This window comes from Amycolatopsis sp. NBRC 101858 (genome assembly GCF_030269325.1).
In the GTDB taxonomy this organism is placed as follows: Bacteria; Actinomycetota; Actinomycetes; order Mycobacteriales; family Pseudonocardiaceae; genus Amycolatopsis; species Amycolatopsis ponsaeliensis.
Genome location: NZ_BSTD01000003.1, coordinates 1,115,921 through 1,142,436 on the forward strand (window position 1 = coordinate 1,115,921; position 26,516 = coordinate 1,142,436).

Annotated in this window: 24 protein-coding genes; 1 reads left to right on the forward strand and 23 read right to left on the reverse strand. The window is 72.2% G+C overall.

Going from position 1 to position 26,516, the window contains the following annotated elements; all coding sequences use genetic code 11:
* The 8 genes from QSK39_RS28355 to QSK39_RS28390 all read right to left on the reverse strand — a co-directional run.
* Window positions 1–703, reverse strand: a 703-nt coding sequence (locus tag QSK39_RS28355; RefSeq protein ID WP_285480849.1) for a hypothetical protein, incomplete at its 3' end; no start/stop codon positions are given.
* Window positions 704–812: 109 nt separating this feature from the next.
* A complete protein-coding gene (locus QSK39_RS28360) occupies window positions 813–2,258 on the reverse strand; it encodes a SagB family peptide dehydrogenase (RefSeq protein ID WP_285480850.1) in 1,446 nt (481 codons plus the stop codon).
* A gap of 39 nt (window positions 2,259–2,297) precedes the next feature.
* Complete coding sequence (locus tag QSK39_RS28365; RefSeq protein ID WP_285480851.1) at window positions 2,298–2,840, reverse strand: carboxymuconolactone decarboxylase family protein; 543 nt, start codon at window positions 2,838–2,840, stop codon at window positions 2,298–2,300.
* Window positions 2,812–3,279, reverse strand: a complete 468-nt coding sequence (locus QSK39_RS28370; RefSeq protein ID WP_285480852.1) for a DUF6187 family protein — start codon at window positions 3,277–3,279, stop codon at window positions 2,812–2,814. Before QSK39_RS28370 ends, QSK39_RS28365 begins: the two co-directional genes overlap by 29 nt.
* The gene (locus tag QSK39_RS28375) at window positions 3,272–4,600 is read right to left on the reverse strand and encodes an NAD(P)-binding protein (RefSeq protein WP_285480853.1); all 1,329 of its coding nucleotides are present in this window, start codon (window positions 4,598–4,600) and stop codon (window positions 3,272–3,274) included. The genes QSK39_RS28370 and QSK39_RS28375 overlap by 8 nt, the downstream gene beginning before the upstream one ends.
* Before the next feature lie 18 nt (window positions 4,601–4,618).
* Window positions 4,619–5,095: a DUF6423 family protein gene (locus QSK39_RS28380; protein WP_353051090.1), complete on the reverse strand. Its 477-nt coding sequence runs from the start codon at window positions 5,093–5,095 to the stop codon at window positions 4,619–4,621.
* A 262-nt stretch (window positions 5,096–5,357) separates the two neighbouring features.
* On the reverse strand, window positions 5,358–5,705 hold the full coding sequence (locus QSK39_RS28385; protein WP_502873314.1) for a DUF6235 family protein: 348 nt from the start codon (window positions 5,703–5,705) through the stop codon (window positions 5,358–5,360).
* Window positions 5,706–5,833: 128 nt separating this feature from the next.
* Entirely contained in the window at window positions 5,834–5,968 is a 135-nt protein-coding gene (locus QSK39_RS28390; RefSeq protein WP_285480855.1) for a hypothetical protein, read from the reverse strand.
* Window positions 5,969–6,117: 149 nt separating this feature from the next.
* Between QSK39_RS28390 and QSK39_RS28395 the strand changes: the two genes are divergently transcribed.
* Complete coding sequence (locus tag QSK39_RS28395) at window positions 6,118–6,339, forward strand: hypothetical protein (RefSeq protein WP_285480856.1); 222 nt, start codon at window positions 6,118–6,120, stop codon at window positions 6,337–6,339.
* Window positions 6,340–6,409: 70 nt separating this feature from the next.
* Here QSK39_RS28395 and QSK39_RS28400 read toward each other — a convergent pair whose 3' ends face one another.
* The 15 genes from QSK39_RS28400 to QSK39_RS28470 all read right to left on the reverse strand — a co-directional run bounded on the left by QSK39_RS28400 (window position 6,410) and on the right by QSK39_RS28470 (window position 26,431).
* Complete coding sequence (locus tag QSK39_RS28400) at window positions 6,410–6,601, reverse strand: acyl-CoA carboxylase epsilon subunit (protein ID WP_285480857.1); 192 nt, start codon at window positions 6,599–6,601, stop codon at window positions 6,410–6,412.
* 15 nt (window positions 6,602–6,616) lie between these two features.
* Window positions 6,617–8,326, reverse strand: coding sequence for an acyl-CoA carboxylase subunit beta (locus tag QSK39_RS28405; protein ID WP_285480858.1), 1,710 nt, complete (start codon window positions 8,324–8,326; stop codon window positions 6,617–6,619).
* Window positions 8,323–8,508 carry a DUF6222 family protein gene (locus QSK39_RS28410; RefSeq protein WP_284748754.1) on the reverse strand — a complete coding sequence of 62 codons (186 nt, stop codon included), beginning with the start codon at window positions 8,506–8,508 and terminating at the stop codon, window positions 8,323–8,325. Before QSK39_RS28410 ends, QSK39_RS28405 begins: the two co-directional genes overlap by 4 nt.
* Window positions 8,505–9,578, reverse strand: coding sequence for an SDR family NAD(P)-dependent oxidoreductase (locus QSK39_RS28415; RefSeq protein ID WP_285480859.1), 1,074 nt, complete (start codon window positions 9,576–9,578; stop codon window positions 8,505–8,507). The genes QSK39_RS28410 and QSK39_RS28415 overlap by 4 nt, the downstream gene beginning before the upstream one ends.
* Before the next feature lie 13 nt (window positions 9,579–9,591).
* On the reverse strand, window positions 9,592–10,155 hold the full coding sequence (locus tag QSK39_RS28420; protein WP_502873315.1) for a flavin reductase family protein: 564 nt from the start codon (window positions 10,153–10,155) through the stop codon (window positions 9,592–9,594).
* A gap of 1 nt (window position 10,156) precedes the next feature.
* Window positions 10,157–10,609 (reverse strand): acyl-CoA thioesterase, encoded by a 453-nt coding sequence (locus tag QSK39_RS28425; protein ID WP_285480860.1) that lies wholly within the window; start codon window positions 10,607–10,609, stop codon window positions 10,157–10,159.
* 2 nt (window positions 10,610–10,611) lie between these two features.
* Complete coding sequence (locus QSK39_RS28430) at window positions 10,612–16,437, reverse strand: type I polyketide synthase (RefSeq protein ID WP_285480861.1); 5,826 nt, start codon at window positions 16,435–16,437, stop codon at window positions 10,612–10,614.
* Window positions 16,438–16,694: 257 nt separating this feature from the next.
* A complete protein-coding gene (locus QSK39_RS28435) occupies window positions 16,695–17,492 on the reverse strand; it encodes a TIGR03084 family metal-binding protein (protein ID WP_285480862.1) in 798 nt (265 codons plus the stop codon).
* Window positions 17,493–17,687: 195 nt separating this feature from the next.
* Window positions 17,688–18,749, reverse strand: a complete 1,062-nt coding sequence (locus tag QSK39_RS28440; RefSeq protein WP_285480863.1) for a carboxymuconolactone decarboxylase family protein — start codon at window positions 18,747–18,749, stop codon at window positions 17,688–17,690.
* A 71-nt stretch (window positions 18,750–18,820) separates the two neighbouring features.
* Entirely contained in the window at window positions 18,821–20,473 is a 1,653-nt protein-coding gene (locus QSK39_RS28445; RefSeq protein ID WP_285480864.1) for a GMC family oxidoreductase N-terminal domain-containing protein, read from the reverse strand.
* Window positions 20,470–21,039 carry a DUF5987 family protein gene (locus QSK39_RS28450; RefSeq protein WP_284748747.1) on the reverse strand — a complete coding sequence of 190 codons (570 nt, stop codon included), beginning with the start codon at window positions 21,037–21,039 and terminating at the stop codon, window positions 20,470–20,472. Before QSK39_RS28450 ends, QSK39_RS28445 begins: the two co-directional genes overlap by 4 nt.
* A 41-nt stretch (window positions 21,040–21,080) precedes the next feature.
* Window positions 21,081–22,466, reverse strand: a complete 1,386-nt coding sequence (locus QSK39_RS28455; RefSeq protein ID WP_285480865.1) for a cytochrome P450 — start codon at window positions 22,464–22,466, stop codon at window positions 21,081–21,083.
* Window positions 22,463–23,473 (reverse strand): enediyne biosynthesis protein, encoded by a 1,011-nt coding sequence (locus QSK39_RS28460; protein ID WP_285480866.1) that lies wholly within the window; start codon window positions 23,471–23,473, stop codon window positions 22,463–22,465. The genes QSK39_RS28455 and QSK39_RS28460 overlap by 4 nt, the downstream gene beginning before the upstream one ends.
* Window positions 23,474–23,477: 4 nt before the next feature.
* Window positions 23,478–25,451: a CRTAC1 family protein gene (locus QSK39_RS28465; RefSeq protein ID WP_285480867.1), complete on the reverse strand. Its 1,974-nt coding sequence runs from the start codon at window positions 25,449–25,451 to the stop codon at window positions 23,478–23,480.
* The gene (locus QSK39_RS28470) at window positions 25,448–26,431 is read right to left on the reverse strand and encodes a DUF1702 family protein (RefSeq protein ID WP_285480868.1); all 984 of its coding nucleotides are present in this window, start codon (window positions 26,429–26,431) and stop codon (window positions 25,448–25,450) included. Before QSK39_RS28470 ends, QSK39_RS28465 begins: the two co-directional genes overlap by 4 nt.
* Between the last annotated feature and the right edge of the window lie 85 nt (window positions 26,432–26,516).

The window sequence follows — 26,516 nt, forward strand, 5'->3', positions numbered from 1 at the left end:
CCACCACCGTCCCCAACCCCGCGACAGCATCGAGCAGCGAACCCCGATCCGGCGAACCACGCCACGGCTGATGACGGACGAACACCAAGAACTCGAGAAGCCGTTGGCGCGTCTCGGAAACCGGGACCGCGATCTCGGCGTCCACCGACACCGAGCGGAACCCGATGCCGAGCCGCCGCAGTTCCTCGGTGAGGGTCTGCGCGAACAGCGGCCGCACGATCCCGCGGCAGGCCAGCCACTCCTCAAACGCCGAGTTCAGCTCGTTCGACGGCGTGACCGCCACGATCACCCGCCGGTGCCGGTTGCGGGCTTCCTTCAGCACCGCCATCCCCTCGGCCGCGCCGAGGTAACACAGCGATTGGATGAACAGGCCATACTCGGTCGGTGCGATCCGCTGGACGGCGACTTCGGCCATGCCGGCCGCGAACAGCCGGTACCCGCGCACCTTCGGCAGCACCGCGAGCTCGGCACGCAGCCGCGCCACCGCTTCGCCGTTGGTGTCCACGCCCTGGAACCACACCGATTCCCGCGGCGTCCGCGCGATCAGCTCCAGCTCGAACATGCCGAAACCGCATCCGTAGGACGTCAGCTCGAGGTCGGCACCGCCGCCGATCAACGCGGCGATCTCGCCGGCCATCAACGCCTGCTGGTTCGTCAGGCTGCGGAAGGTGGCATTCGCGGTGTTGTAATCCCATTCGTCCATCGCCGCTCCCATTTCCGGCGTGAACCGCCGCCGGAAATCGGCGTCGCGCACCGAATTCTACGGCCGGGCACGGGAGGAGCGGGTTTCGCAAATTGCGCGATCGGCCAAATCAGGGCGCGAGATCCAGCGCGCATTCCCCGACGCAGACTTCGGCGGGCCAGTCCAGCCGCAGCGCGCGGCCGACGCGGTCCCCGGCGTCCACGGAGACGGCGTGCGCGGCCAGCCCCATCGCCTTCGCGGTGAGGTGCAGCGTCTCCTGCAACGCGCCGAGGTGCAGCAACGCCGCCGCGTACGCACGGCTGCGGAGCACGGGCGCGGTGCGTGCCATCCTGGTGGTGACGCTGAGCAGCGCGGCCGGGTGGCGGTGGTCGGCCGCGGCCACCATCGCCATGTCCAGCAGGATCCGGTGGTCGGCGGGGTCCGAAGAGACCAGGAACAGCCGGTGGCCGGCCGGGTCGTAGTGGTAGATCCCTTGCGGCAGCCCGGAACACCGGTTGACCGTCAGGTAGAGCTCCAGCTCGTAGAGCCGCGCCGTGCTGACGTACGGCCGCTGCGACACCTCGCCCACGGTGCCGTCGGGCAGGCTCGCCGGGCCGCTCGAGCGGATTCTCGCGGCCCGGTAAAGGAATTCGCCGATCTGCTCCGCCGACAGCTCGCGGGTGGTGAACGCCGGTGCGGCGTGGTCGGTCTCCAGCAACTCGGTCAGCGTCGGGCCGACCTCGGCGCGGCCGGTCAGGTCGGGCCGGTGCAGCACGAACTCCCGGCCCGGCCCCAGCGGCTTGGCCACCGGCGAGCGAGGCGGCTCGGCCGTCTCCGGCAGGCCGTACGCCTGCCAGGTGCGGCTGCGGTCGTGGAAGAGCAGCTCCTCGTAGGACCACAGGCCCAGCCCGGGGTCGGCGTCCTCGGCGAACCGGCCGCCGTCCTCGCCGGCCACCACGCAGCCCGACGCCACCAGGTAGCCGACGAGCCGGGTGACGACCTCGACCGGAATCCCTTCCTGCGCGGCGATTTCCGCCGCCGAGACGACCTTGCCCAGCGACGCCGCGACGTGCACCGCCCACGGCTGGGCCAGCAGCACCCGGAAGCGCGCGGACGGGGACTCCAGGCTGAGCCCGCTGTCATCGGGGCGCAGCGCGCTGAACCGCGAGAGCCGGACCGGCCGCGTCGCCACGATCTCCGCCGGCGCGAACACCGGGTCCGGGACCACCGGCACCACCGACAGCAGCGGCCCCTTGCCGTCGTTGAGGCCCAGCGACCGCACGACCGACCCGCTGAGCTCGGTCAGCACGCGCTCGAGCGCGTCCGCACCGGGCACCGTCCAGCCGGGACCGCCGGACTCTTCCCACGACGCGGCCACGTTCGCCGGCGAAACGGGGCCGAGCGCCATCCGGCGAAGCGCTTCCCCGACCAGCGGCCCGGCGTCCGGGAAATCGAATTCGCCCCAGCGGGTGACCACGACCAGCGAGGTTTCGTCGCCGAATTCGAGGAGGCTGTCCTCGGCCAGCGACACCAACGGGATCGTCTCCACCGGTTCGTCCGGCTCGTCGAAAGTCACGCTGCTGCTCCCCCCTGCCCGCGGCGGCCGGCCCGGTTTTCACAGCATTCGGGCGAGCCCCGCGTATCCGCCTTCCTTCAACCGCAGCCCGGACGTCGTCGCGTACGCCTCGTCCGCGCGGATCCCCAGCCCCTCGACCATGCGGTTCATGAAGTTGAACAGCGCGCACACCAGGACCGCGTCGTGCAGCGCGTGCTCGTCCCAGCCGGCGGCGAACACGGCTTCGGCGTCGGCCTCGGTCATCCGGGACGGCGTGCGGGTCAGCTTGCCGACGTAAGCCAGCACGGGCCGGAGCTTGTCGTCGACCGGCGCCGAGTCCAGGTCGGCGACCGCGGCCGCGAGCAGCCCCTCCGGCACGCCGAACGCCTCCGCGGTGATCGTGTGGATCCCGTGGCAGTAGGCGCAGCTGTTCACCCCGGACACGTACGCCGCGATCAGCTCGCGCTCCCCGGGGGTGAACGGCGACGACTCGCCGCGCATCAGCACCTCGTGCAGGTCCAGCAGGTGCCGCGCCGGGTCCGGGTTCGCCTTGAACACCTGCAGCAGCGTGGTTTCAGCCGGCAGGGACCTCAGGTACGACATCGAAGGGTTCCTTTCCGTCCGCCAGCCCGGAAGCGAGCTGGTCGACCTCGGTGCCGCGCAGCGCGCACGCGGTCAGGTAGGCGATCGTGCCCGCGCCGGCGCCGGGCACCGCGGCCGAGACGAGGTCCAGGCGGCGCTCCCACTCCCGCCGCAGCGACCCCGGCGACGACGTCGACGGCGGGTCGCCGACCCGGCCGCGCAGGGCCAGCCAGTGCTCGCGGCCGGACTCCAGGAGCCCGCCGAGGCCGAACTCCGCCCTGCCGTGGCGGGCCTGGTCGACCACCTGGGTCACCAGGGCCGGGTCGTCGGCGAGCCGGGCGAGCGCGAGGCCGGCGAGCAGGCGGTCGGCGTCGAGGCCCAGCAGGATGATCCCGGCTTCGGTCGCGCCGGAAGCGTCGACGTCGGGCAGGGCGAACCGCGAGTCGTGGGGTTCAGACACCGACGACCGCCTCGGCCGGGAGCACGACGCCGGTGCGCAGCTGCGCCGCGATCGCCGCGGCGACCCGGGTGGTGGCGACGCGGTGGCCGTCGATGTTGCGGGCGGCCGGGCCGAGCACCATCCCGGCCGCGGCCCCGACCACCGAAACGCGCGGCTCACGGCGGTAGGACAGCGTCCGCTCGTCCAGGGACGGCCAGCCGTCGCGGGCGTCGACGACCTCGTCGGGCAGCAGGCCGGTGCCGATCGACGGCGTCGTGCCCAGCGCGAGCACGACGTGGTCGCCCGCGACCCGCCGGCCGCTCTCCAGCCGCAGCACCACGCTCCCGCCGACGGCGGGCGCGATCTCCTTGACCGCCTCGCCGCGGTGGACGATCAGCTTTCCTTCGGCCTCGGCGCGCTCGAGCAGCGGCCGGAACTCGAACATGATCGACGCGCGCCGGAACCGGCCCATCAGGTCGAGCCGCTCGGTCCAGCCGACGCCGTCGAAGCGCTTGCGGCCCTCCGGCCGGAAGAAGGTGGAGTTGACGTCCGCGCACTGGTAGCGCTCGCCGGTCTCCCGGACCACCCAGTGCACCTCGCGCCCGGCCTCGAGCGCGCCGGTGATCAGGTGGGCCGCGGTGAGCCCGGCCCCGACGACCACCTGGCAGCCGACGCCCGGAGGCACCGACTCGTCCCAGAAGGACACGCCGCGCGGCGGATGCCCGCCGCCCCACCAGGTTTCCGGCGCCGGCCGGCGTTCCTCGCCCGGGCACAGCACGACGTGGCGGGCGGTGACGGAGAAGCGGTCGGTGTGCACGCCGACCGCGTCCGGGCCCGGCACGACCTCGCGGACGGTCGCCTGCCAGGTCTTCTCGCCGACGTGGTGGGTGGTGACCAGGTGCGCGCAGTAGGCGTCGAAGACGTCCACCGGGACGACCGACCGGTGCCCGGACTGCGACATCCGGATCTCGCGGCGCTCGGTGGGCGTCAGCCGGCCCCAGTGCAGCCGCGCGAAGTCGAGCAGCTCGCAGTCGCGGAAGCCTTCGACGCCGGGGTGGTGTTCGTAGGGCGAGCGCAGCACGCGCTGGCCCAGCTGGTCGATCCGGTCGAAGAACCGCCCGCACGGCCGCCCGGTGCGGTCCACCACGACGACGTCGTGGACGCCGTGGTGCCACAGGGCGGAGGCGACGGCGAGCCCGGCCGGCCCGGCGCCGGCGATCACGACGTCGGCCGTGGGCGCCGGAGACGCCTCCCGCGCCGGGGACGGTGACGCGGGCGGGCGCGGCCACGGCCGGCCACGCGGCGAGTCGAGCAGGTGCGGCTCCGGAACGAACTTGATCACTGCTCGCCCGCCGCCGGCTCAGAGCACCGTGACGGGGACGATCAGCTCCACCACCGGCCGCTGGCCCATCCCGTTGGTGACGAGCTCGTCGAGCGTCTGCTGGGACTGCTCGGCGCTGTCGGTGGCGATCGGGCTGTAGCGCGAGTAGAAGTAGGTCGGCTTGCGGCCGCCGGTCTCCATCGAATACGTCTTCAGGACGGTTTCACCCGGGCGGACCTCGCCGTCGTAGAAGGTGAGGCGGCGCTGGTCCGGCGTCATGAAGCTCTTCGAGAACTGCGGCGACATCAGCATTTCGTCGTCGAGGAACGTCGAGTCCTCGTCCATCACGGCCTGCATCGCGACCCACGTCTGGTCGGTCAGGTTGGTCTCGGCCTTGATGACCTGCCAGCGGCCGGGCTCGGGGAGGCTGACGCTCACCGAAACGTCGTGGTCGGTGGTGTCGATGGCACCGGTGATCATGAGCACCCGGCGGGCGAGGTCGGCGGTCCCGGTCATCTGCACGTCCCGGGCGCGCACCCGGCTGGAGACATCGAGCCCTGGCAATTCGGGTGAAGACATGGTGCAGCCTCCTACGTTTACCCACCCCAGAAATAGCGGCCTGACCAGCGAACGTTCAAAGGCTTTCACACGGCAAGATGGAATGTCAAGATGAGGAATACACGTCCGTGAGCGTCAATTCGGCGGCCGATCAGGGGAAACGACGGCAGCCGGGTGCGGGCCGGGCACTAGCCCGTTCGGCCCAGCACGCCGGCGTCGATCACTCGGGACTGGAGGTTTCCTGGGCCGCGGCGGCGGTGTCGGCGCCGTCGACCGCGCCGATGTGCCGGATTTCGAATGCGGATTCCGCGCGCTGCACGTTTACTTTCAGCACCAATCCCGGTTTCACCATGATGAGGAAATTGCCGGGATCCCGGGGATCACCGAAAATGTCGTAAACGAGGAACGCCGAACCGTCACCGACGGCGAACAAGGCCTCGTAGACGACGTTCCGCTCCGCCTGCGACGCCGTCTCGGCCCAGCTTTCGAGGACCTCGTGGCCCGCCGTGAGCTGGAGGCGCATTGCCATCCGCCGGCCTCCCAACCGAAAGTCGCAGGTCGCCGGCACGCATGGGCCACCGTGCTGCGGTGACACTCCGGCCCGAACACCATCGATTCTCCCGGCCGGGCGCCGGGGTGCTCATCTCCGAGCGTGCGCTCCGGCACCGTCCGTGTCCGGTACCGGAGCCTCGCCGCTCAGTTGTAGCCGAGCACGATGTGCTCGCCGAGCTCCTCTTCGACCGGCGCGGGCGGCTCGACCAGCCGGAGCACGCTGGGTTCCTCGGTGACCGCCGGCGTCCAGTCGTCGGCCGGGAGCGCTGCTGCTGTCATGGCGTTCCTCACTTTCGGTGTGTGCGACCACCATGCGCGCCCGAGGTCGAGGATCGGATGGGAACCGCTGACGTGCGCAGCTTTCGAGTGGCCGCGAGCGGGCCGCGCGAGGTGCACTGGAAGGACGACATCGACGGCGAGGTGCGCGCATGACGGACGAACGGAAGCACCTGGGCGGCGCGGCGGACCGCCAGCGCACGTGCGCAACGTGCGGCGCGGAGTTCGAGCCGGGCGAGCGCACGGAACTGGAGGCGTTCTCGGACGGCGAGGTCCGGTACGTGGCAGTGCATCCGGGACACACGACGCATTCCCCGTCGCGCGAGCGAGCGGCGGCGCGGAGGTTGCGGGGGATCCCGGACCAGGCAGCCTGACGGCGCCGACAACGAACGGCCCGGGCACGGCCGGCCCGGGCCGGGCGAACTGCTTGCTCCCCGCGCGGGATCAGCGCGGCAGGCCCGACATCCGCCAAGCGCCCGGCGCGGGCCGCACTTCCCGGGCCCGCCAAGCCGGGTCTCCCCACGCCGATCGCTCCGGCGCACCACGCCGCCGGGTGCGGGCCGCCTGCAGCACCGCCACCAAGGCCGCCAGCTCGCCGTCGTCCGGGGAACCGTGCAGGACGCGGATCGCGGACATCGCGGACACCTCGTCTCAGATCGGCAGGTTGCCGTGCTTGCGGCCCGGTGCCGGCTTGCGCTTGTCGCGCAGCATCGCCAGCCCGCGGGCCACCGCCGCGCGGGTCTCGGCCGGGTCGATGATGTCGTCGACCAGCCCCCGCTCCGCCGCGTACTGCGGGTTCAGGTACTCCTCCGTGTACTCCGCCACCAGCTTCGCGCGCAACGCCGCCGGGTCTGCTGCCGCCGCCAAGTCGCGGCGGTACAGCACGTTCACCGCGCCCTCCGCGCCCATCACCGCGATCTGGTTCGTCGGCCACGCCAGCGACAGGTCGCACCCGATCGAGCGCGAGTCCATCACGATGTACGCGCCGCCGTAGGCCTTGCGCAGGATCACCTGGACCCGCGGGACCGTCGCCTCGCAGTACGCGTGCAGCAGCTGCGCGCCCTGGCGGATGATGCCGCCGCGCTCCTGCTCCACCCCCGGCAGGAACCCCGGCACGTCGACCAGGGTCACGAGCGGGATGCCGAACGCGTCGCAGAACCGGACGAACCGCGCGGCCTTCTGGGACGCCGGCCCGTCGAGCACCCCGGCGAACACCACCGGCTGGTTGCCGACCAGGCCGACCACGCGGCCGTCGATCCGGGCGAGCGCGCACAGGACGTTGCGCGCCCAGCCCTCGTGCAGCTCGAAGAACTCGCCGTCGTCGGTGACTTCGGCGAAGACCTCCCGCATGTCGTACGGCTGGTTCGGCTCCACCGGCACCAGCTCCGCCAGCCGGGGCCGGTAGTCGTCCGCCGCGCTCGTCGGCGCGGTCGCGGGCGGCGGGTCGAGGTAGTTCGAGGGCAGCAGCGACACCAGGTACCGGACGTCGGCCAGGCAGCTCTCCTCGTCGTCGTGCACCACCGTCGCGACGCCCGACGCGCTCCCGTGGACGTCGGCGCCGCCGAGCTCCTCGTGCGTGACGCGCTGCCCGCTGACGGCCTCGACGACGTCGGGCCCGGTCAGGTACATCCGCGCGGTGTCGCGCACCATGAACGTGAAGTCCGCGAGCGCCGGCGAATACGCCGCGCCACCCGCGCACGGGCCGAGGATGACGCTGATCTGCGGGATCACCCCGGACGCCTCGACCTGACGGCGGAAGATGCCGCCGTAGCCGTTGAGCGCCAGCACGCCCTCCTGGATCCGGGCGCCACCGCTGTCGTTGAGCCCGATCACCGGGGCGCCGTTGGCCACCGCGAGGTCGAGCACCTTGTGGATCTTCGCCGCGTGCGCCTCGCCGAGCGAACCGCCGAAGAGCGTGAAGTCCTGGGCGTAGACGAACACCCGGCGCCCGTCGATCGTGCCGGAGCCGGCGACCACGCCGTCGGTGTGCGGGCGGTTGCCCGCCAGGCCCGGGCCGGTCGCCTGGTGGCGCCGGTAGGGCTCGATCTCGGTGAAGGAGTCGTCGTCGAGCAGCAGGGCGAGCCGTTCGCGCGCGGTCAGCTTGCCCAGCGAGTGCTGCCGCCGGACGGCGTCGAGCCTGCCCTCGTTGATGTGCGAGCGCAGCTCTTCGCGCCGCCGGCGCAGCAGCGGCATGTCGGGCGGCGCCGGCCGCACCAGGTCGGCGGCGCGCGCCAGCTCGATGACCTGGGCCTCCCCGGACGCCGCCGGGCGGCCCAGCCGGCGGCGCCGGACCCCGTCGGGGACCGGCACCACCTCCGCGTCGTCGGCCCGGACGGCGCCGGAGTCCTGGGGTCCGCTCACGCGGCATCCCTCATCCGGGCCTGGTGGTCCCGCTCGATCTCGGCGACGATGGCGGACCACACGATGCCGCGGCCGAGCCGGGGCATCGGGCGGACCAGCGCCTCGACGGCAGGCGGGGTGAGGATCGCCGGCACGGGCTGCCGGTCACCGGTGTCCGCGTGCCCGGCGTCGCTGGTGGTCATGACAGGACCTCCTCGGTCTGCCCGGTCCCGGGTCCGGGACCGGTGAGAGCTGGCCGCCCACTGTCCGAAGTGGACGGAACAGGCAGCGCCGCCGCGCCCGCCCGGCGACCGGTGACGCGCCCGGTGGCGTGCAACCAGGCCACCGTGTCGCGCACGGTCTCGAGCACCGGCCGGGCCGGCACGTCCCCGGTGGGCGCGTCCCCGGCGACCGGGACCGCGCTCGCGCAGACGTGGATCGCGCCGTACTGCACCGGCAGCGCCCACGGCCAGAGGCGCTGCAGCCGGTCGGCGAACCGCCCCACCGGGTACAGGGCACGCGGCGGCAGGAACACCGCCGGCAGTGCCCGCCCGGTCGCCGCCCGGACCGTGGCCAGGTACTCCCGGGTGGTCAGGAAGCGGCCCGGCCCGAAGAACGCGGCACCGTTCACCTCCCCGGCGAGCAGCCGGGCGTGCAGCTCCGCCGAGTCGCGGACGTCCCCGATCGGGAGCCCGCCGCCCGGCCAGATCGGCGTCCGCCCGCGCAGGAGGTCCCGCAGCCGGGCGTTCTGGTCGCCCAGGCGCGGGTCGTGCGGGCCGAGCAGCGCCGGCGGGTAGGTGAGGACGACCGGGGCGCCGGCGCTGCGGTGCTGCCGCGCGATCCGCTCGGCCGCGGCCTTCGACGCCAGGTAGGGCTCCCGCGACTCGCCGACCGGGCTCGCGACCCCGATCGACGGCGCGGTCGTCGGGTACAGCGCCCCGACGGTGGAGACGTGCACGATCCGGCCGGTGCCCGCCCGGCGCGCGGCGCCGAGCACGACCTCGGTGCCGCGCACGTTCACCCGCCACAGCTCGTCGCGACGCCGGCTGTCGAACGTGTAGACGCCGGCCGCGTGCAGCAGCGCGTCCGCCCCGGCCACCAGCCGGCGGGCCGCGGCGGGATCGGTGACGTCACCCGCCACGACGTCCACTGTGGACGCGTCCACACCGCTCGCGTCCCGGGCGAGCAGCCGGACCCGGTGCCCCCGCCGCAGCAGCGCCGCGACGGTGTGCGCACCGAGGAAGCCGGTGCCGCCGGTGACCGCGATCAGCATGCCCTCTCCCCCTTCAGGCCGCGCGGGCCTTCCCGTCGATGTGGTGGTAGCTGCCGCTGTAGAAGACCAGCGCGTCCTCGCCGGTCCCGCGGCTGGTCGCGACCACCCGGCCCAGGAAGATCGAGTGGTCACCGCCCGCCACCACCTGCGCCAGCTCGCACTCCAGCCAGGCCAGCGCGCCGTGCAGCAGCGGGGCCCCGGTCCGGGAACCCGGCGTGTAGCCGACGGCCTCGAACTGGGCCATCCCGTCGGGCCGCCGCCAGTCGGCGAAGTACTTCGACGTGTCCTGCTGGTCCGCCGCGAGGATGTTCACCCCGAACGAGCCGGCGGTGACGATCGCGGTGTGCATCCGGGCCGCCTTGGACACGCAGCACAGCACCATCGGCGGTTCCAGCGAGACCGACGAGAACGCGTTCGCCGTCATGCCGTGCGCGTCCTCCCCGCCCGCCGTCAGCACCGTCACCCCGGTGGCGAACTGCGCCATCACCTGACGCAGTCCCGGCTGGGCCGAGAGGCCGCGACGCGACGATGGCGTCGGCAGCCGCTTCAGCACGGGGGGCTCGGATTCGTGGGCCACTTCATGCTCCCTTGCCGTTGACCGCGGCCGTCCAGTAGGGCACCAGCGCTTCGCGCAGCTGCTCGGGGACGCGCGACGGCACGGTGGCCGTGTTGGGGCCGCGCATGCAGGCGATCCGCTGCCGCCCCCGGGCCACCAGCCGCTCCTCGCCGCCCTCGGTGAGGTGGACGTAGTCGAACGCGAACTGGATCTGCGTCGAGGTGAGCTCTTCCAGCCGCAGCCGGATGGACAGCTCGTCGAACGCGGTGATCTCGGCGAAGAACTCGCATTCCACCTTGAGGGTGAACAGCTTCAGGTCGTGGCGGACCTCTTCGAGGACCGCCGGGGCCTTCTCCTTCAGGAACATCTCGCGGCACCGGCCCTGCCAGCGCACGTAGTTCACGTAGTAGACGTTGCCCACCAGGTTGGTCTCTTCGAAGCCGACCGTGTGGCGGATCTCGTAGTAGTCGGCCATCTTCAGTTCCCCTCTGTGTGGAGCACCGCGAACACGATCGGGTCGGTACGGTCGTTGACGGTCGTCGACCAGGTGGCGATCCGGGCGGTGCCGGAGGCGAGCAGCGCCCACCCGTCGGCGTCGACCTGGCGCACCGTCAGTGCCTGCGTCATCGAACCGGTCTTGCGGACGCACTCCAGCGCGCTCCAGACCCGCGTGTTGGCCACGCTGATCGGTTCGCCGGTGTCCGCGGCCAGCAGCCGGCCGAGGGCGAGCAGTTCCTCGCCCAGCAGCCCGGCCCAGTCCTCTTCGGTGCGTTCGATCGCCGTCTCGATGTCGCAGGCGACCTGCTCGGCGCCGGCGACCACGAGGGTCAGCTCCGAGGTGTGCGACGCGGTGACGTTCAGGTCGTCGCACTCGGGCTTGCCGTCCGGGCGGTACCGGATCTCGATCGGCTTGTCGAGCGCGCGGCCCGCGGCGAGCGCGGTCTGGGCCCGCCGCTGGGCGATGCCCTCGGCCGGGCGGCCCACCGGGTCCGGCTCCAGCACCACCGACCGCGTCCCGCCGAGCAGCCGCTCGCACGCACGCTCCACATAGGACCCGAGCATCGACGGGACCCACGGCCCGGCGCCGTCGCGCTTGCGGACCGCGCGCAGCTTCAGGCCTTCCCAGCGCTCGACCAGCGTCCCGTCCGGGTTGCGCACGTCGAGGTCGTAGACGTAGCTGTCGCCGTCCTGGCTGCGTTCCTTCGCGTCCAGCAGCACGTACTCGTCGTGCTGGACACCCGGCTCGGCCAGGTACAGCTTCTCGATGCCCTGCGGCAGCAGCGTCGCGTCCGGGACGCAGCACTGGATCGCGTGCATCATCGCGTCCCGGGTGCCGGGGTCGGCCAGCAGCCGCTCCTGCGGGAGGAACGGGGCGAACCAGTAGTGGTCCGCGCTGGTCGAGATCTCGGCGACGGCGTGCCGGGCGCTCGCCCGGCGGTAGCCGAGGACCCGCTGGAACCGCTTGCCCTGGAACAGGACCGAGCCGTAGAGCTCGCTGATCGGCTCGACCGGGACCGGCGGCAGCGCGACGTCACGGGGGACGCACGCACCGATCTCGGCCGGCCGGGCGAAGCTCAGCCGCGCCTTGAAGTGGTCGGCGCTGAAGCCGGTCTCCTCGCTGCGGATCACGACGTCGACGGTGTCGGCGTCGCGGGCCAGCGTGGCCAGCCGGACCGTCGTCGACCCGCCCGGCGAGACGATGATCGGCCGGAGGAACTCGACGTCGGACAGCACCGGGGTGCCGGTCCGGTCCAGCGTCGCCGCCGCGGCCTGCGTCATGGCCTCCATGCCGAGCACCGCCGGGAACAGCAGCTGCCCGTCGAGCAGGTGGTCGGTCAGGTACGGGTCGGCCCCGTCGGACAGGTCGGCCTCGGTGATCAGCTCGACGCCCGGGTAGTGCACGACCGCGCGGTCGACGAACCGGGACAGCGGCAGCTCGCGCTTCTGGATCGGCAGCGTGGCCAGTCCCGACGTGCGGCCGCAGACCACCAGCACCGGCGGCGCGGCCGGGTCGGCCAGCACCTGGCGGAGGATGGTGATGCCCTCCTCGGTGGGGATCGGCGTGATGCCGTCGCGCATCAGCGCGGACACGACGCCGAGCTTCTCGCCCATGCCGGTGCCCGACCAGACCGACCACTCCAGCGCGATCGCCCGCGCCTGCGGGTGTTCCTGGCCGAAGCGCAGGGTCAGCTCGGTCATCCAGTCGTTCGCCGTGGCGTAGTGCGCCTCACCGCGCAGGCCCGCCCGGCCGATGATGCTGCCGAAGGTGACCAGGAGCTTGATGCGGTCCTGGTCGACCGCGGCGAGCACCGCGTTGAGCCCGCCGATCTTCGGGGCGAGGGTCTTGCGGAAGCTGTCCTCGGTGAGGGAGAAGAGGGCGGCCGGCTCGTTGCGGCCCGCGCCGTGGAGGATCGCCGTGACCGGGCCGAGCTCGGCCTGGACCCGGGTGACCGCCTCGGCGATCTGCGGGGCGCTGGTGACGTCGGCGCGCTCGTAGCGGTAGCGGATGCCCGCCGCCTCCATGCGGTCGAGGTTCTCCGCCAGCTCGGTGTCGGTCTCCGGGTCACTGCGCCCGAGCAGGGCCAGCTTCGCCCCGGAGTCCTTGGCCAGCGCCAGCGCGCTTTCCGCGGTGATGCCCTTGCCGCCGCCGGTGACGAGCAGGACGTCGGAGGAGTCCAGCGAGTCGCGGATCGGGCCGGGCTTGGGCGCCGGCAGCGCGGACAGCCGCGGCACCGTGCGCCCGCCGTCGGCGCCATAGCGGGCTTCGGTGAAGTCCGTGGTCGCGGCGACCTCGGCCACCACGGTGTGCACGGCTTCGGCGATCGCGTCCACGTCCCGCGGCGACGGGTCCGCGAAGTCGATGATCGTCGTCTTCGCCGAGGGGTCCTCGAGCCGCAGGGTGCGGGCCAGGCCGGCGGCGCCGTAACCGTGGTGCACGACCACGAAGCGCGTGCCGTTGGGAGCGGCCATGACGGCGCGCCCGGCGTCGAGGAACAGGCCGACGTGGCTGGAGTCGCAGTCCGCCGGCAGGCAGAGCAGCACACCGTCGCCCGCGCCGGACGCGGCGAGCGCGGCCTTCAGCGGTTCGGCCAGCGGGTGCCGCGCGGTCGAGAAGACCTGCCACTCGGCGCGGCCGTTGCCCGGCGGGAGGTCCGCGGCGGGCCGCGGCGCGGGCACGTACTCGACCGCGAACGGCCGGACCCACGGACCGACGCCCGGGGCCTCGCCGACGTGGCTGTCGGTCGGCTTCGCCGTCTGCGCCAGCTCGTCGATCATCTCGGCGAGCTCACCGAGGCACACCGTCGCGAAGTTCGGCATGCCTTCCAGCGCGGGCCGGCCCAGCGCCCGGGTGACGTCGTTGACCAGCTGCCCGACCGTGATCGACGACAGGTGCAGGTCGTCGAGCGGGTGGGTGTCGGCCGTGACGGCCTCCAGCGGCAGCTCGACGCGCTCGGCGGCGAGCTTGCGCAGCAGGTCCAGGGTCGAGCCGGAGTCGGACTCGCCGGTGGTGGCGTCGGCCTCGGCGGCCTGGGCCTTCTCCGCGGCGAGCTCGGCGGCCAGCTCACTGTCGATCGACGGCGCCGCCTCGCAGGGGCTCGCGAGGAAGCCGAACTCGCCGTCGGCGGGCAGGGCGCGCACGATGCGGCCCTCGAACAGCGCGTCGGTCGTGATCGGGGCGCCGAGCGCGAACGCCGCGCCGACGATCCGCAGCAGCGCCTGCAGCGACGCGTTGTCCGTGTCGATCGCGAGCACCGGGGTGTCCGGCGCGATCTCCTCGAACAGCCCGGTCAGGACGCGGCCGGGACCGACCTCGACCACCAGGTCGCTGCGCTCGGCCACCTTGGCGGCGGCCTCGCGGAAGCGGACCGGCAGCACGATCTGGTCGCGCAGCAGCTCGGGCAGGTTCTCGGCGGTGTGCAGCACGTCGCCGCTGACCGTCGAGACGACCGGCCGCTCGAGCCGGGCGAAGGTGAACTCTCCAAGCCGCTCGGTCATGGCGTTCGCGGCCGGTTCGACGGCCGGCGAGTGGAAGGCGTGCGAGACCTTGATGCGGGTCGCGCCGACGCCCTGGGCCTTGGCGCGGGCGACGATGCGGTCGATCGCTTCGGCCGGCCCGGAGACGACGGTCTGCTCCGGCGCGTTGTACCCGGCGATGACGACCTCGGTGCCCAGGCCCAGTTCTTCGACGCGGCCGGGCGAGGCGGCGATCCCGGCCATCGCGCCGGTGCCGTCACCGGTCGTCGTGGCCATCACCTTGCCACGGACCTTCGCCAGCTCCAGCAGCCCGCGCTCGTCGAGCGCGCCGCCCCAGTGCAGGGCGGTCAGCTCGCCGAGGCTGTGCCCGGTCGCGGTCGCGGCCTCGATGCCGAAGGAGCGCAGCACGCGCAGCGCGGCCAGCGAGCCGGTGACGATCCGCGGCTGGGCCACCTCGGTGGCGACCTGGTCGCCGGCGACCGGCAGCGCCGCGGCGCGGTAGACCTCCTCGGCCACGGTGAACCGGCGGCGCAGGGCGCTGTCGCCGCCGCGTCCGGAACCTTGGCCGGGGAACAGGTAGCCGATCTTCGGGGCCGCACCGCGGCTGCTCGCGAAGATGCCGTCGGCCGAGTCGAAGACCGAGTCGCCGGACTCCAGCTGTTCCAGCAGCTTCGTCAGCTTCCGCTCGGCGTGCTCCGGGTTGGCCGCGACGACCGCGGCGCGCACCGCCCGGCCGGCCAGCTTCCCGGCCAGCTCGCCGGCGAGGTCGGTCAGCTCGGCGAACGACAGCTTGGGCACGACCTCCAGCGTCGCGGCGATGTTCCCGCGCAGGGTCGCGACGTCGTCGGCGTCGAACAGCAGCAGCTCGGCGTCCTGCCGGCCGGCCACCAGGGCGCGGGCCCGCTCGTCGAGCTCGCGGCGGCGCGCGGCGGTCGGCGCCTCGGTGACGGTGACGTGGGAGTTGATGCCGCCGAAGCCCATCGCGGAGACACCGGCGCGCACCGGCTGGTCCGCCGGCCACAGGGACGCATCGCGCGGGACGTACATCCGCGCCGACGAGCCGGTCAGCGACTCGTGCGGCTCGTAGTGCCCGCTGGCCGGCGGGATGACCTGGTGGTACACCGCCAGCGTCGCCTTGATCAGGCCGGCGACCCCGGCCGCGGCCTTGGTGTGCCCGATGTTGCCCTTGATGGTCGACAGCGCGGCCGGCTTGGCCAGCGGGTCGGCGTCGCGGCGGGCGGTGGACAGCGCCTCGATCTCGGTGGCGTCGCCCAGCGCGGTGCCGGTGCCGTGGCCCTCGAAGTAGGAGACGCTCTCGACGCCGTACCCGGCGCGGTCGTAGGCGCGCTTGAGGGCCAGCCGGTGCCCGGCGGCCTCGGGCCGGGTGATGCCGCCCTTGCCGTCGGAGGAGACGCCCCAGCCGCCGATCGAGGCGTAGATGCGCTTGCCCTGCTCCAGCGCGTCGCTCTCGCGCATCAGGACGAGCATGCCCGAGCCTTCCCCCGGCCAGAAGCCGTTGGAGTCGGCGTCGTAGACCTTCATCTCGCGCTTGGCCAGCGCCCCGGTCTTCGCGAAGCCGATCACCTCGAACGGGTCGATCGAGAGGTCGACCCCGCCGGCGACGGCGAGGTCGAGGTCGCCCTGGACGAGCGCGTTGGCCGCGGTCACCACGGACAGCAGCGAGGACGAGCAGGCGCCGTCGACGGTATACCCGCCGCCGGCGAAGTCGAAGTGGTTGCAGACGCGCCCGGCGATGGTGTTCGCCAGGCCACCGGCGAGGGAGTCTTCGTTGATCTCGGGGAACGGCTCCTTGTACTGGACCTCGAGCTCGCGCAGGAAGCTCGCGGTGTCCTCGTCCTCCCAGCCGCGGGCGGTCAGCGCCGCCGCGACCGTGCGGCGGACGTACGGCCAGCGCAGCCGCATGATGTTCGCCCGGGAGAACTCGCCGGTGAGGCTGTTGCCGATGACCACGCCGGTGCTCTGCCGCGGGGCTCCGTCGCCCTCACCGAAGCCGGCGTCCGCCAGCGCCGCGGCGGCGACGTCGAGCGCCAGCCAGTGCGTCGTGTCGGTCGCCCGGAAGGTGCTGCCGGCGACCTTGTGCGCCACCCGGTCGAACTCGTAGTCCCGCAGCACTGCCGCCTTGGACGCGTAGAAGCGGTCCGGCGCCTTCGGGTCGGGCGAGTAGTAGTCCGCCCGGTTCATCCGCTCGTCCGGCAGCCTGCGGAACGCCCGGCGCCCGGCCAGCACGTTTTCCCAGAGCTCCTCCGGAGAACTCGCGTCGGGGTACCGGAGACCGATACCGACGATCGAAATCCGCTCTACGCTCATGCCACCGCACTCCCACTGGCTCTCGAGCCCCGTATCACCGGAACCATCAGGTCCCCGCTGTCCTCCCGGTGCGGGATGGGGATCCCGCACCGGTCACTTCCTTCGGGCCGCGGCGGCGCCGCGGCCCGGTACGCCCGGTTCGCCCGGCCGTGCGGTCCAGCATCTCCCGGGCCGTCCGGACCGTCTTCTTTCTCCCTGCCCCGGGCCGCACGTCAGCACGCTGGGACAAGGACACCACACTGTCTACTTAGGACTATTCAGGCGTCGAACTGGCCGGGACGGCGGCCCTGGCCGGCCGGCCCGCGGTAGGCCTGGGCGATGTCGAGCCACTGGTCCGCCAGCGTGCCCTTCGCCCGGATGTCGAGGTCGTAGCGGTGCCGCCGCCGGGTGACGAGCAGGCAGAAGTCCTCGGCGCTGCCGCTGACCACCTGGGTCGCGTCGGCGGGCCCGAACGTCCAGAGCGCGCCCGAGGGCGCGGTGAGCTCGTAGCGGAACTCCTCCGCGGGCGGCGTCAGGTTCCGCGCCTCGTAGCCGAAGTCCCGGACGCGCACGGCGAAGCCGACGAGGTGCTTGATCCGGTCGGTGCGCACCGGGCGCACGCCGAGCGCGTCGGCGACGTCCTGGCCGTGGCCGAACAGCTCCATCATCCCGGCGCAGGCGAGCACGTACGGCGGCAGCGGGTTCACCAGCCACGGCACCAGCTGGTCGCCGGGGACGGCCGCCAGCGCCTTGATGCCCGCGTCGCGCTCGGCGCGCCAGCGGGTCAGCAGCACCTCGGCCGGGTCGTGGATGAACTCCTGCAGCGCGCCTTCTACGGCGTTCTCGAAGCCGACGGACGCGACGGCCTTGGTCATCTGGACGAACGCTTCCGGCTGCGCGGCCGAGAGGCCGGCGATCCGGAAGATGAACGCGAGGTGCGCGATCTGGTGCCGGACCGCCCAGCCCGGCGCCGGGGTCGGGGTGTCCCACCCCGCCTCGGGAAGGCCGGCGACGAGGGCGTCCACCTCGGCGGCATCCGCGGTCAGGTCGGCGATCACGCGCGTGGTGTCAGTCACCTGTTCTGTCCTCTCACCGGTGCGACGTCGTCTCGTGGGCCGGTGGCCGCCGCGAGGAGGGCGGGGTAAGGGACCACTCCTCGCGGCGACCGCCGACTGGCCGGATCGGGACCGCCGGGGCGGCGGCACGGACCGGGTCAGGTTCGGTGTGTCCCGGTGCTGCGCGCCCCGGCGGGCGATCCGACCTCTCGATCATCACCCGCGCCGACCTGGGGAGTCTTCTCTTCGCGGGCGGAGGGAAAGCCGCTCACCGGCCGCCACGGCCGCGGTGAGAGCCGCCCACGACACCAGCTCCACCAGCCCGCGATCGTCCGTCCTTTCCGGACGGACGTCGGCGGGCCCCACCTGGTAGGGCGCCTTGGCCGTGAGCAGCGCCAGCCGGCCGGCCGCGCGTTCGCCCTCGGGCAGCTCGGCGAGCACCGGCTCGGCCCACGCGCGGCTCAATCCGGGCGGGTTCCCGTCCCAGGCCTTGACTTCCCGGCGGACGAGGTCCCGCACGCGGGGCGGCACCGAGCGTTCCCCGGCGGCCTCGATCGCCGCCGCGGCGCGCGCGAAGGCGTCGCCCAGGGTCCCGCCCGCCGGTGCCCAGCCCGGCCCGTCGGTGGCGGCGGCAGGCAGCAGCGGAAGGCTCGTCCCGGCCGGTGGCGGCGGCCCCGGCTTCAGGAAGTACCCCAGGACCGCCTTGGCCTTCTCCCGGGCCGCCGGCGGGACCGCCTCGGGCAGCGGGGACTGGTCGAGGAACACGCTCACCACCCGGTTCAGGTAGTGGAACGCCACGGCCACGGCGGTGAACTCGGCGGCGGTGCCCGCGGGGACGTCCGCGGGCAGCGGGCCGTCGCCCATCGCCCACGCCACCAGTGCCCGCGTGTCCCGGTCCGGGATGGCCCCGGCGTCGCCCGCCTCGATGGCCGCGGCGGCGGCCGGTTCGCCCAGCGAGGCGAGCGCCATGCCGTGCACCTCGACGCAGTACGGGCACGAGTTCGCCGCCGACACCGTGGCCGCGACGACCTCCTTGTCGGCCCGGCTCGCCGCCCCGCCCGCGACCAGCGACTCCCGCAGCATCAGCCACACCGCGGCGAGCACCTCCGGCGCGGGCGAGTGCAGCGCGACGGGCGGGGCGAGCATCCCGAAGTCGCGCTCCACCTGCCGGTAGACGTCCCGCACGAGCCCTCGCGCCCGCCGCGGCCGCACGGCCTCGACGTACTTCACGTCCCGCAGCGTCCGCCGCAGGGCGAACCGCACCAGTCCGGGTGCCATCGTTCCTCCTCGTGAACCGGCGAACTCGCGCTCCCAGGAACCCAGGAGCGCGAGTTCGATGTACCCGTGCATCAGTTGCCGGCGACCAGGTCCAGTTTGGACACCGCCCGGCGGCCGGTGATCGAGCCGTCCGGCGCCGGGGCGCCGTACTTGACGTCGACGTCCCGTGCCTGCAACGCCCGGACGATGCCCGGGATCGACCGTTCGGCGAGCGCGGCGATGGTCATCGCCGGGTTCACCGTCAGCGCGCCCGGCACCGACGCGCTGTCGGTGACGAAGATGCCGGGGTGGTTGCGCAGCTCGTGGTTCGGGTGCAGCGCGGACGTCGCCGCGTCGTCCCCGATCCGGCACGACGCCAGCGGGTGCACGGTGTACGCGCCGACGACGTCGTTGGTCCACGGCGCGACCTTCGCCAGGCCGTCCTTCTCGATGATCGCCTTGCAGTCGGCGTCCGCCAGCGCCCAGCCGCGGCGCGTGTTCGGCGTCGGGTCGTAGCGCAGCGAACCGCGCCCGAGCATCTGCTGCGAGATCCGGTATGCATTGCCGGTGGGCGGCGGGGTGCCGAAGACGCCCTCGTTGTCGTCCTCGGTCATCAGGAAGATCGTCAGCCAGTTGGCCCACTGGTTGAGGATCTCCTTCTTCTGGGCCCCGTACCAGCGCGGCTCCTCGCCGCCGGGCACCTGGGCGAGGATGGTGCCCAGCCCGGGCGGGAAGTACAGCTGCTCCAGCGAGAACCGCTCGTACTCCGGCAGCGAGCCGTCGAGCTTGTCCCAGTTCGCGACGGTCGGGCCCTTGCCGATGTGGTTGGCCGAGTACACCGGACCGTCCTCACGCGACAGTCCGAGCACCTCGCGGACGCGGTCCTCGTCGATGATCGCGGTGTTGAGCCGCTCGCCGTTGCCGGAGAAGTACCGGCCGACGCCGTGCGGCATGGTGCCGAGCGTGGCCTCCGAGCGCTGCAGGATCACCGGCGTCGCGCCGGCGCCCGCGGCGATGATGACGACCTTCGCCTCGATCACGCCGGTGCCGGTGTGCACCCGGTAGTCCTCTTCGTCGATCAGGTCGAAGTGGACGCGGTAGCCGCCGTCCTCGGTCCGCTCGAGGCGCTGGACCTCGTGCAGCGGCCGGATCTCGGCGCCGTGCGCAAGCGCGGCGGGCAGGTAGTTCGTCAGCATCGACCGCTTGGCGTCGAACTTGCAGCCGGCCATCATGAAGTTGCAGTTGACGCAGGTGTCGTTGTCCACGGCCACCGGCGCCGGGTTCGCCGTGCGCCCGGAGTGGTGGCACGCCGCGGCCCACAGGCCACCCGCGTAGGAGACGTCGCTCCAGTCCTGTTTGGACACCGGGATCGACTCGTCGATCCGGTCGTACCACGGCTCCAGGGAGTCGCGCGTGAGGACCGACGGCCACATCCGGCGCCCGATGCTGCCGTGGCGCTCGAAGACGAACTTCGGCGCCCGCGGCATCGCGGCGAAGTACACCACGCTGCCGCCGCCGACGCAGTTGCCGCCCAGGACGCTCATCCCGTCGCCGACGACGAAGTCGAACGCCCGCGTGTAGGACGAGCCGAGCAGGTAGTCGTGCTCGAAGTCGGCGGCGGCCAGCCACGGCCCGCGTTCGAGGACCGTCACCTTCGCCCCGCCCGCGGCGAGGTGGTACGCGGGGATGGACCCGCCGAATCCGCTGCCGACGATGACGACGTCGGTCTGGTCGATGGCAGTCATGCGGGGCTCCCCGATGGCGTCGTGTCCGGGTGGAGCTCGGCCAGCTTGCGGCCGTAGCCGTACTTCGGGAACCGCCAGAACCCGTCCGCGTCGGGTGCCTTGTACCCCAAGGCGAGCAGGCCCGGGTGCCCGTCGCGGATGGCGTCGGCGGTGTGCAGGTGCGGGGCGCTGTCGTAGGCCATGTTGCAGAACAGCGCGAGGCTGACCCAGCCGTCCTTCTCCGGGTGGCCGGGCGTCGTCAGCCGGCGCACCAGTTCGCGGCGGTGCTCGTAGGGCAGCGCGACGAACGGCGGGACGTCGTGGTCGAGCTCCAGCGCCACCTCGCCCGCGTAGGTCTTCGCGTGGTCGTTGAGCGACTGCGCGAGGTAGGGCAGCCCGGCCGTGACGCCGGTCGCGTCGAAGTTCAGCAGCTCGAGCGCGCCCGCCACCACCGACCCGGGGCCGGGCGCGGCCCCGGCGATCGCGCGGTCCTCGGGGAACCGCTTCTCCCCCGGCACGATCGTGTCCGCGTAGGCCTCGAGGGTCATGTTCTTGACGCGTTCTTCTTCGGTGGCCTCGGGTTGCACCGGCCTACCTCCTCGTCGAATGTCCACAGTAGAGATCGGCTTCAGGCCGCTTCGGCACTCCGCCGCCGCTCGCGGCGGTGCACGGTCATCGGCAGCCCGCCGCGCACCCGCAGCGACAGCATCGCCTCGGGTTCGACGACCTTGCCCGGAACCTTGCGCAGCTCCAGGTCCCGCGCCGCCATGGCGAGCACGAACACCGCCTCCATCACCCCGAGGCTGTTGCCGATGCAGAACCTCGGCCCCGCACCGAACGGCAGGTAGGCGTACCGCGGCGGCCGCCCGGCCGGGTTGGCCGGGTCGAACCGGCCCGGGTCGAACCGCTCCGGGTCGGTCCAGAACTCCGGGTTCCGGTGCAGCGTGTAGGGCACGACGACGACGTCGGAGCCGGCCGGCACGTGGTACCCGCCGATCTCGTCGTCGGCCTGGGCGATCCGCGGCAGCAGCCAGACCGGCGGGTACATCCGCATGACCTCTTCGACCACCGCCACGGTGTAGGTCAGCTTCCGCAGGTCCTCGTACTCGGGCAGCCGGTCGCCCAGCACCTCGACGGCTTCGGCGTGCAGCCGCTCGGCCACCTCGGGGTGCTCGTCGACCAGGTGGAACGCCCAGCCGAGCGTGCTCGCCGTGGTCTCGTGCCCGGCCAGCAGCAGGGTGATCAGCTCGTCGCGCATCCGTTCCCGCGACGAGCCCTCCGCCGAGCCGGACGCGATCAGCCGCGACAGCACGTCTTCGCCGTTCTCGACCGGGTTCGCCAGCCGCTGCTCGACGAGCTCGTCGGCGATCCGGCGCAGGTCCTCGCGCGCGGTCCGGAACTCCACCTGCTTCTTCAGCGGCACCCACTGCGGGACCATGCTCAGCGTGACCGCCTCGAACATGGCCTGGTCCTGCACGGCCTCGAACGAGTGGCCCAGCGTTTCGTAGCCGCCGAGTTCGGCGTCCAGCAGCGTCTTGCCGAGCACGCCCAGCGTCAGGCCGGTCATCTCGTGCAGGATCTCGACCGGCCCCTCGTGAGCGGCCAGCCGCTGGATCAAGGTGTCCACTTCGGACGCCACGACCGCGGCCTGGCGTGAGATCCGCTTGGGCTGGAACACCGGCTGGATGGTCCGGCGCTGGGTCTTCCACGTGTCGCCGTCACTGGTCAGCAGGCCGTCGCCGAGGGCGCGGCGGGCCTCCTGCAGGCCGATGCCCTTGTGGTAGTTCGCGGCGTTGTCCGCGAGGACGTGCTTGGCGAGGTCGGGGTGGTTCACCAGGTACATCGCCTTGGGGCCGATGGCGATGCGGACGACGTCGCCGTAGGTCTCGGCGTTGTCGCCCATGAGCGCGAGCCGGTCGGTGAAGAGCTGCTTCAACAACCGGAACGTCGCCCGGCGCGGCGGCCCGGGCGGCGCGGTGCGCGCCGCCCGGGCTTCCTGCTGCGGACCGGTCATGCCGCGACGGCTCCCGGCTTCTCGTCGTCGCCCGCGGTTTCGACCGACGGAGCGAGCTCGAGCTTCGCCTTCTGCGTGGCCTGGTCGGCCTCGAACTGGATCCGCGCCTTGTTCGAGAAGTGCAGGCCCCACAGGAAGGCCCCGCGGATCAGGCACACGGTCGCGGTGGCCAGGAACAGCCCGTACGACACGTGCACGGCCGTGAAGAAGCCGTACGCGAGGGCCACGCCGGCGCCGAAGGCGAACTGCGAGCCCTTCTTCGACGGCGACGTGCCCGGGTCGGTCACCATGTAGTTCGTGTAGAGCACGAACGCGATCCCGGTGCCCATCGCCAGCGCGCCCGGGATGGACGTGCCGAAGAGCCAGCCGCGGACGAAGGCCTGGATCACGAAGAAGCTCAGCCAGCCCGCGATCAGGAACATCCGGTTGGTCAGCAGCGCGTTGAGCACCGTGCCCGAGATCAGGATGATCGCGACGATCAGCCAGCCGCCCCAGGTCGCGATCTGCTCGCTGAAGTGGTACGGCGGGGCGATGCTGGCCCACGGGAAGAACAGCAGGATGATCGTGATGCCGAAGTTCGACGGGTTCATGTAGTGCCGCATGCGGCCGTACACCGGCGCCTGCAGGACCCACTTGGCGCCGACCGCCACGACCACCCCGAAGATCATCACGAGGACCCGGTCGTTGACGTAGGTCAGCATGTTCAGCGCGAGGCCGGTGATGTGCGCCGGCAGCAGGAACTCCACCAGCCCCTTGAAGCCGTTGCCCTTGAACCGGACGCTGCGCTGGGTCACCTTGGCGTTGATGATCTCGAGCAGGATCTCGGTGGTGTACGCGGTCGCCAGGGCGATGAACGGGTACAGCCACGGCTGTTCGAAGCCGAGGATCGTGTAGCCGAGGATGTTGAAGACCGTGATCGAGATCGCGAAGCGGCGCAGCGCGGTGATGACCTTGTTGGTCCGTTTCGGCGGCGCGGTGTCCACTGTGGTCAGAGTCGGGGTGGCCATGCCGTCACATCTCTTCCTTGGCCGTGGTGCCGAGCTGGTACATGTGGCAGCCGGGTTCGAGCTTCAGGTCCTGCGTCCGCAGCTGCCCGGTCCGGTCCCGCCACTGCAGGTGCACGCCGAGCGGGCCGCTGACGTCGTGGCCGAGGCCGATCTGGATGTCGAAGCTGCGCCGGCCGGCCTCCCCGCTGCTGCCGTCGACCCGGCCGAGGTACTTCTTGCCGTCCGAAGTCGTCACGGTGACCTGGGCGCCGATCGCGGGCACGCCGGCCGCGGGCAGCGGGCCGGGCGCCACCGGGGCGTCGGTGGTCAGCTTCAGCTGCAGGTACTTGCCCGGGTTCGGGCTGTCGTTGTGGTAGAAGATCGGCTGCTCCCACTGCCGCGCCACCGCGAACTCGGGCAGGCCGTCCCCGTCGGTGTCGCCGACGGCGATCCCGCGGGTCGGGGTCGGCACCGCCAGGCCCAGCTGCGGGCCGAGGTCGGTGTAGCGGCCCTCCGGGCTCTTCACGAAGAAGTGGAACGTCTGGTCGCCACCGATGTCGTCCCCGGCGCGGGCGTTCGGCCACCAGAACGGGTTGGACAGCAGGCCGTCGTTGGCCGTGGCCAGCTCCTGCAGGTTCGGCCAGCGGTTGACCTGGCCCTTGACGAACCCGGTCGCCTGCGCGATCTGGTTCTCGCCGCTGTTGTTGAAGTCCTGGATCTTGACGTCCCAGCCCCAGCCGGACCAGGCCGTGCCGGTCGAGCCGCTCACGTCCTCGAACGGCGCGACACCGTCGTTCAGCTGGCTGCGCAGGTCCTGGGCGTTCTTCGCGGTGTTCATGAACTGGTAGTTCGACTCTTCGATGCCCCACGACGTGGTGATGTTGCTGACGAACAGGTCGTAGAGGCCGTCGTGGTTCAGGTCGCCGAAGTCGACGCCCATCCCCTTGAAGGAGTCGTGCCCCAGCACCTTCGACTTCGGGTCGGTGATGCCGCGGACCCCGGTGACCTCGGCGAGCTCGATGTGGCCCGGCGTGGACTTGTTGTACAGCAGGTGGTCGTGCCCGAAGTCGTTGGCGATGTAGAGCTCCGGCAGGTTGTCGCCGTCGACGTCGGTCGCGCTGGAGGCCAGCGTCCAGCCGAGGCGCGCGCTTTCCGGAATGCCCTGGGAGGCGTCGATGAAGTGGGCGCTCGGGTTCGCCCCGGACGTGGCGCCGGTCCAGCGGAAGATGAACTTGCCACCCGAGTTCGTCGCGTGCGACATCGACTGGTTCAGCGTGATGCCGCCGTCGGCGGTCGGGTCCAGGACCTTGCTGTCCGGGAAGTAGTTGCCGACGAAGACGTCGACGTGCCCGTCGCCGTCGAAGTCGCCGATGGTGACGGAGTCGGTGTTCCACAGCGGGCCGCTGTACTTGCCGTCCGCGCCGCGGTGGTTGCCCGGCACGAGCTCGGTCGGCTGGAACGCCGAGGCGTCGAACTTCGTCGCGGTCGACTTCTGCAGGAACACCACCGGGGCCCGGCCCCAGTAGTAGGCCAGGATGTCGGTGCGGCCGTCCTCGTTGTAGTCACCGGGGACGCAGCCCATCGGCGCCATGTAGTCCCACGTCGGCAGCGCCGGGGCGGGGTCGAGCGCGAAGGGCGCGTAGCGCGGGCCCGAGTCCGGCGCCGGCGTGATGACGACCTGGTCGCTGCGCGGGTCCACCAGGCAGAGGTCGTTGGCCTTGCCGCTGCCGCTGATGTCGTTGAGCGCGATCGCGGCGCCGACCGAGGAGATCCACGCGGAGATGTGCTCGTACTCCTTGTTCACCGTCCGGATCGACTGCGACTTCTTGGCCGCGGGCAACGCGATCGTCATCGGGGTGAAGTGGAACTGGCTCGCCATCGTGTTCTGTTCGGCGGCGTCGACGCGGGGCAGCTGCGCGACCGTGTAGAGGCCGAGGATCAGCACCAGCGCCACGATGCCCGCCAGCTGCTTGCGCAGCCAGCCCAAGGTCGCGGTCATTTCTTCTTCCCTCCGTGGGTCAGCACTTCTTCGGCGATCCGCTGCCGCCAGGTTTCGAACGCCGGCACGTCGTCGCCGTCGACGACGACGGCCGGGCGGACCTCCTGGGTGATCGCCGCGGCCCGCTCGGCGGACAGGCCGCAGATCGCCCGGGCCGCCATCTCGGTCTCCGGGATCATCAGGCCCGAGCGCACCCGGCACTCGGCGGCGAAGGCGCTCCCCTGGGCCAGCTGGCCGTGGTGGATCCCGGCCCGGTCGACCAGTTCCGCCAGCTCGTCGGCGGTAACGCCGCACGCGTAGGTCGAGGCCAGCCCGACCCCGGCGTACAGGTCGCCGTGGCGCGACTCGGGGAACTCCTCGATCGCCTTGGCCACCAGGGAGACGTCGGTGCCGTTGATGAACCACAGCGCCCGGCCGATGCCCTGGTCGATGGCCCGCAGCGCGTAGCCGTCGTAGCGCCGGTCCGGCCAGGAGAAGGTCCGGTCCTGGTACTGCTGCCGGATGTACTTGCCGGTCTTGAAGTACGCCTGGTGGAAGCCGTAGCCGTCGAGCACCAGCCAGCGCAGCAGCGGGTCGAAGGCCGCGGGCTTGGGCCACGCGAACCGCGGGAGCCGGCACATGGCCCAGCCGACCCCGACGTAGATGATGTAGTCGTGCTTCTCGCCCGGGCCGGCCAGGAACTCGGCGATGTTCGTGCTCTTGCCGAACGGCAGCCCGTCGAGGACGCCGTACCCCATTCCCGCGCCTTCGTAGGCGAAGCCGCGGAACTGCGGGGTGATGCGGTCGAGCCACTCTTCGGCCTGCTCGACCGACTTCGCTTCGACGGCGTGCGCGTACCCGAGGAGGAACCTCTCCCCGATCGTCTCGAGTCGTTCTTGAGCGGCTGGGCTCTTCCGGTGGAAGCCCCGCTTCTCCAGCGAGGTCTCCGAGACATCAGGTGTCAGGACGCGGCGTCTGAGCGTTCGCCAACCATTGCCCACCGCACTCTCCCCCTTAGGGTCGACTGGTTTCTTCGCCTCTACGGTCACAGATTGGCTGGTCAGCGCTCTACTCCGCGGTTGCCCG

Excerpts from the sequence above, each read along its gene's own strand:
- QSK39_RS28365 (WP_285480851.1), bottom strand. The coding sequence starts at position 2,840 with ATGTCGTACCTGAGGTCCCTGCCGGCTGAAACCACGCTGCTGCAGGTG.
- QSK39_RS28380 (WP_353051090.1), bottom strand. The coding sequence starts at position 5,095 with ATGACCGGGACCGCCGACCTCGCCCGCCGGGTGCTCATGATCACCGGT.
- QSK39_RS28390 (WP_285480855.1), bottom strand. The coding sequence starts at position 5,968 with ATGACAGCAGCAGCGCTCCCGGCCGACGACTGGACGCCGGCGGTCACC.
- QSK39_RS28395 (WP_285480856.1), top strand. The coding sequence starts at position 6,118 with ATGACGGACGAACGGAAGCACCTGGGCGGCGCGGCGGACCGCCAGCGC.
- QSK39_RS28400 (WP_285480857.1), bottom strand. The coding sequence starts at position 6,601 with ATGTCCGCGATCCGCGTCCTGCACGGTTCCCCGGACGACGGCGAGCTG.
- QSK39_RS28410 (WP_284748754.1), bottom strand. The coding sequence starts at position 8,508 with ATGACCACCAGCGACGCCGGGCACGCGGACACCGGTGACCGGCAGCCC.
- QSK39_RS28415 (WP_285480859.1), bottom strand. The coding sequence starts at position 9,578 with ATGCTGATCGCGGTCACCGGCGGCACCGGCTTCCTCGGTGCGCACACC.
- QSK39_RS28425 (WP_285480860.1), bottom strand. The coding sequence starts at position 10,609 with ATGGCCGACTACTACGAGATCCGCCACACGGTCGGCTTCGAAGAGACC.
- QSK39_RS28430 (WP_285480861.1), bottom strand. The coding sequence starts at position 16,437 with ATGAGCGTAGAGCGGATTTCGATCGTCGGTATCGGTCTCCGGTACCCC.
- QSK39_RS28440 (WP_285480863.1), bottom strand. The coding sequence starts at position 18,749 with ATGGCACCCGGACTGGTGCGGTTCGCCCTGCGGCGGACGCTGCGGGAC.
- QSK39_RS28445 (WP_285480864.1), bottom strand. The coding sequence starts at position 20,473 with ATGACTGCCATCGACCAGACCGACGTCGTCATCGTCGGCAGCGGATTC.
- QSK39_RS28455 (WP_285480865.1), bottom strand. The coding sequence starts at position 22,466 with ATGACCGGTCCGCAGCAGGAAGCCCGGGCGGCGCGCACCGCGCCGCCC.
- QSK39_RS28460 (WP_285480866.1), bottom strand. The coding sequence starts at position 23,473 with ATGGCCACCCCGACTCTGACCACAGTGGACACCGCGCCGCCGAAACGG.
- QSK39_RS28465 (WP_285480867.1), bottom strand. The coding sequence starts at position 25,451 with ATGACCGCGACCTTGGGCTGGCTGCGCAAGCAGCTGGCGGGCATCGTG.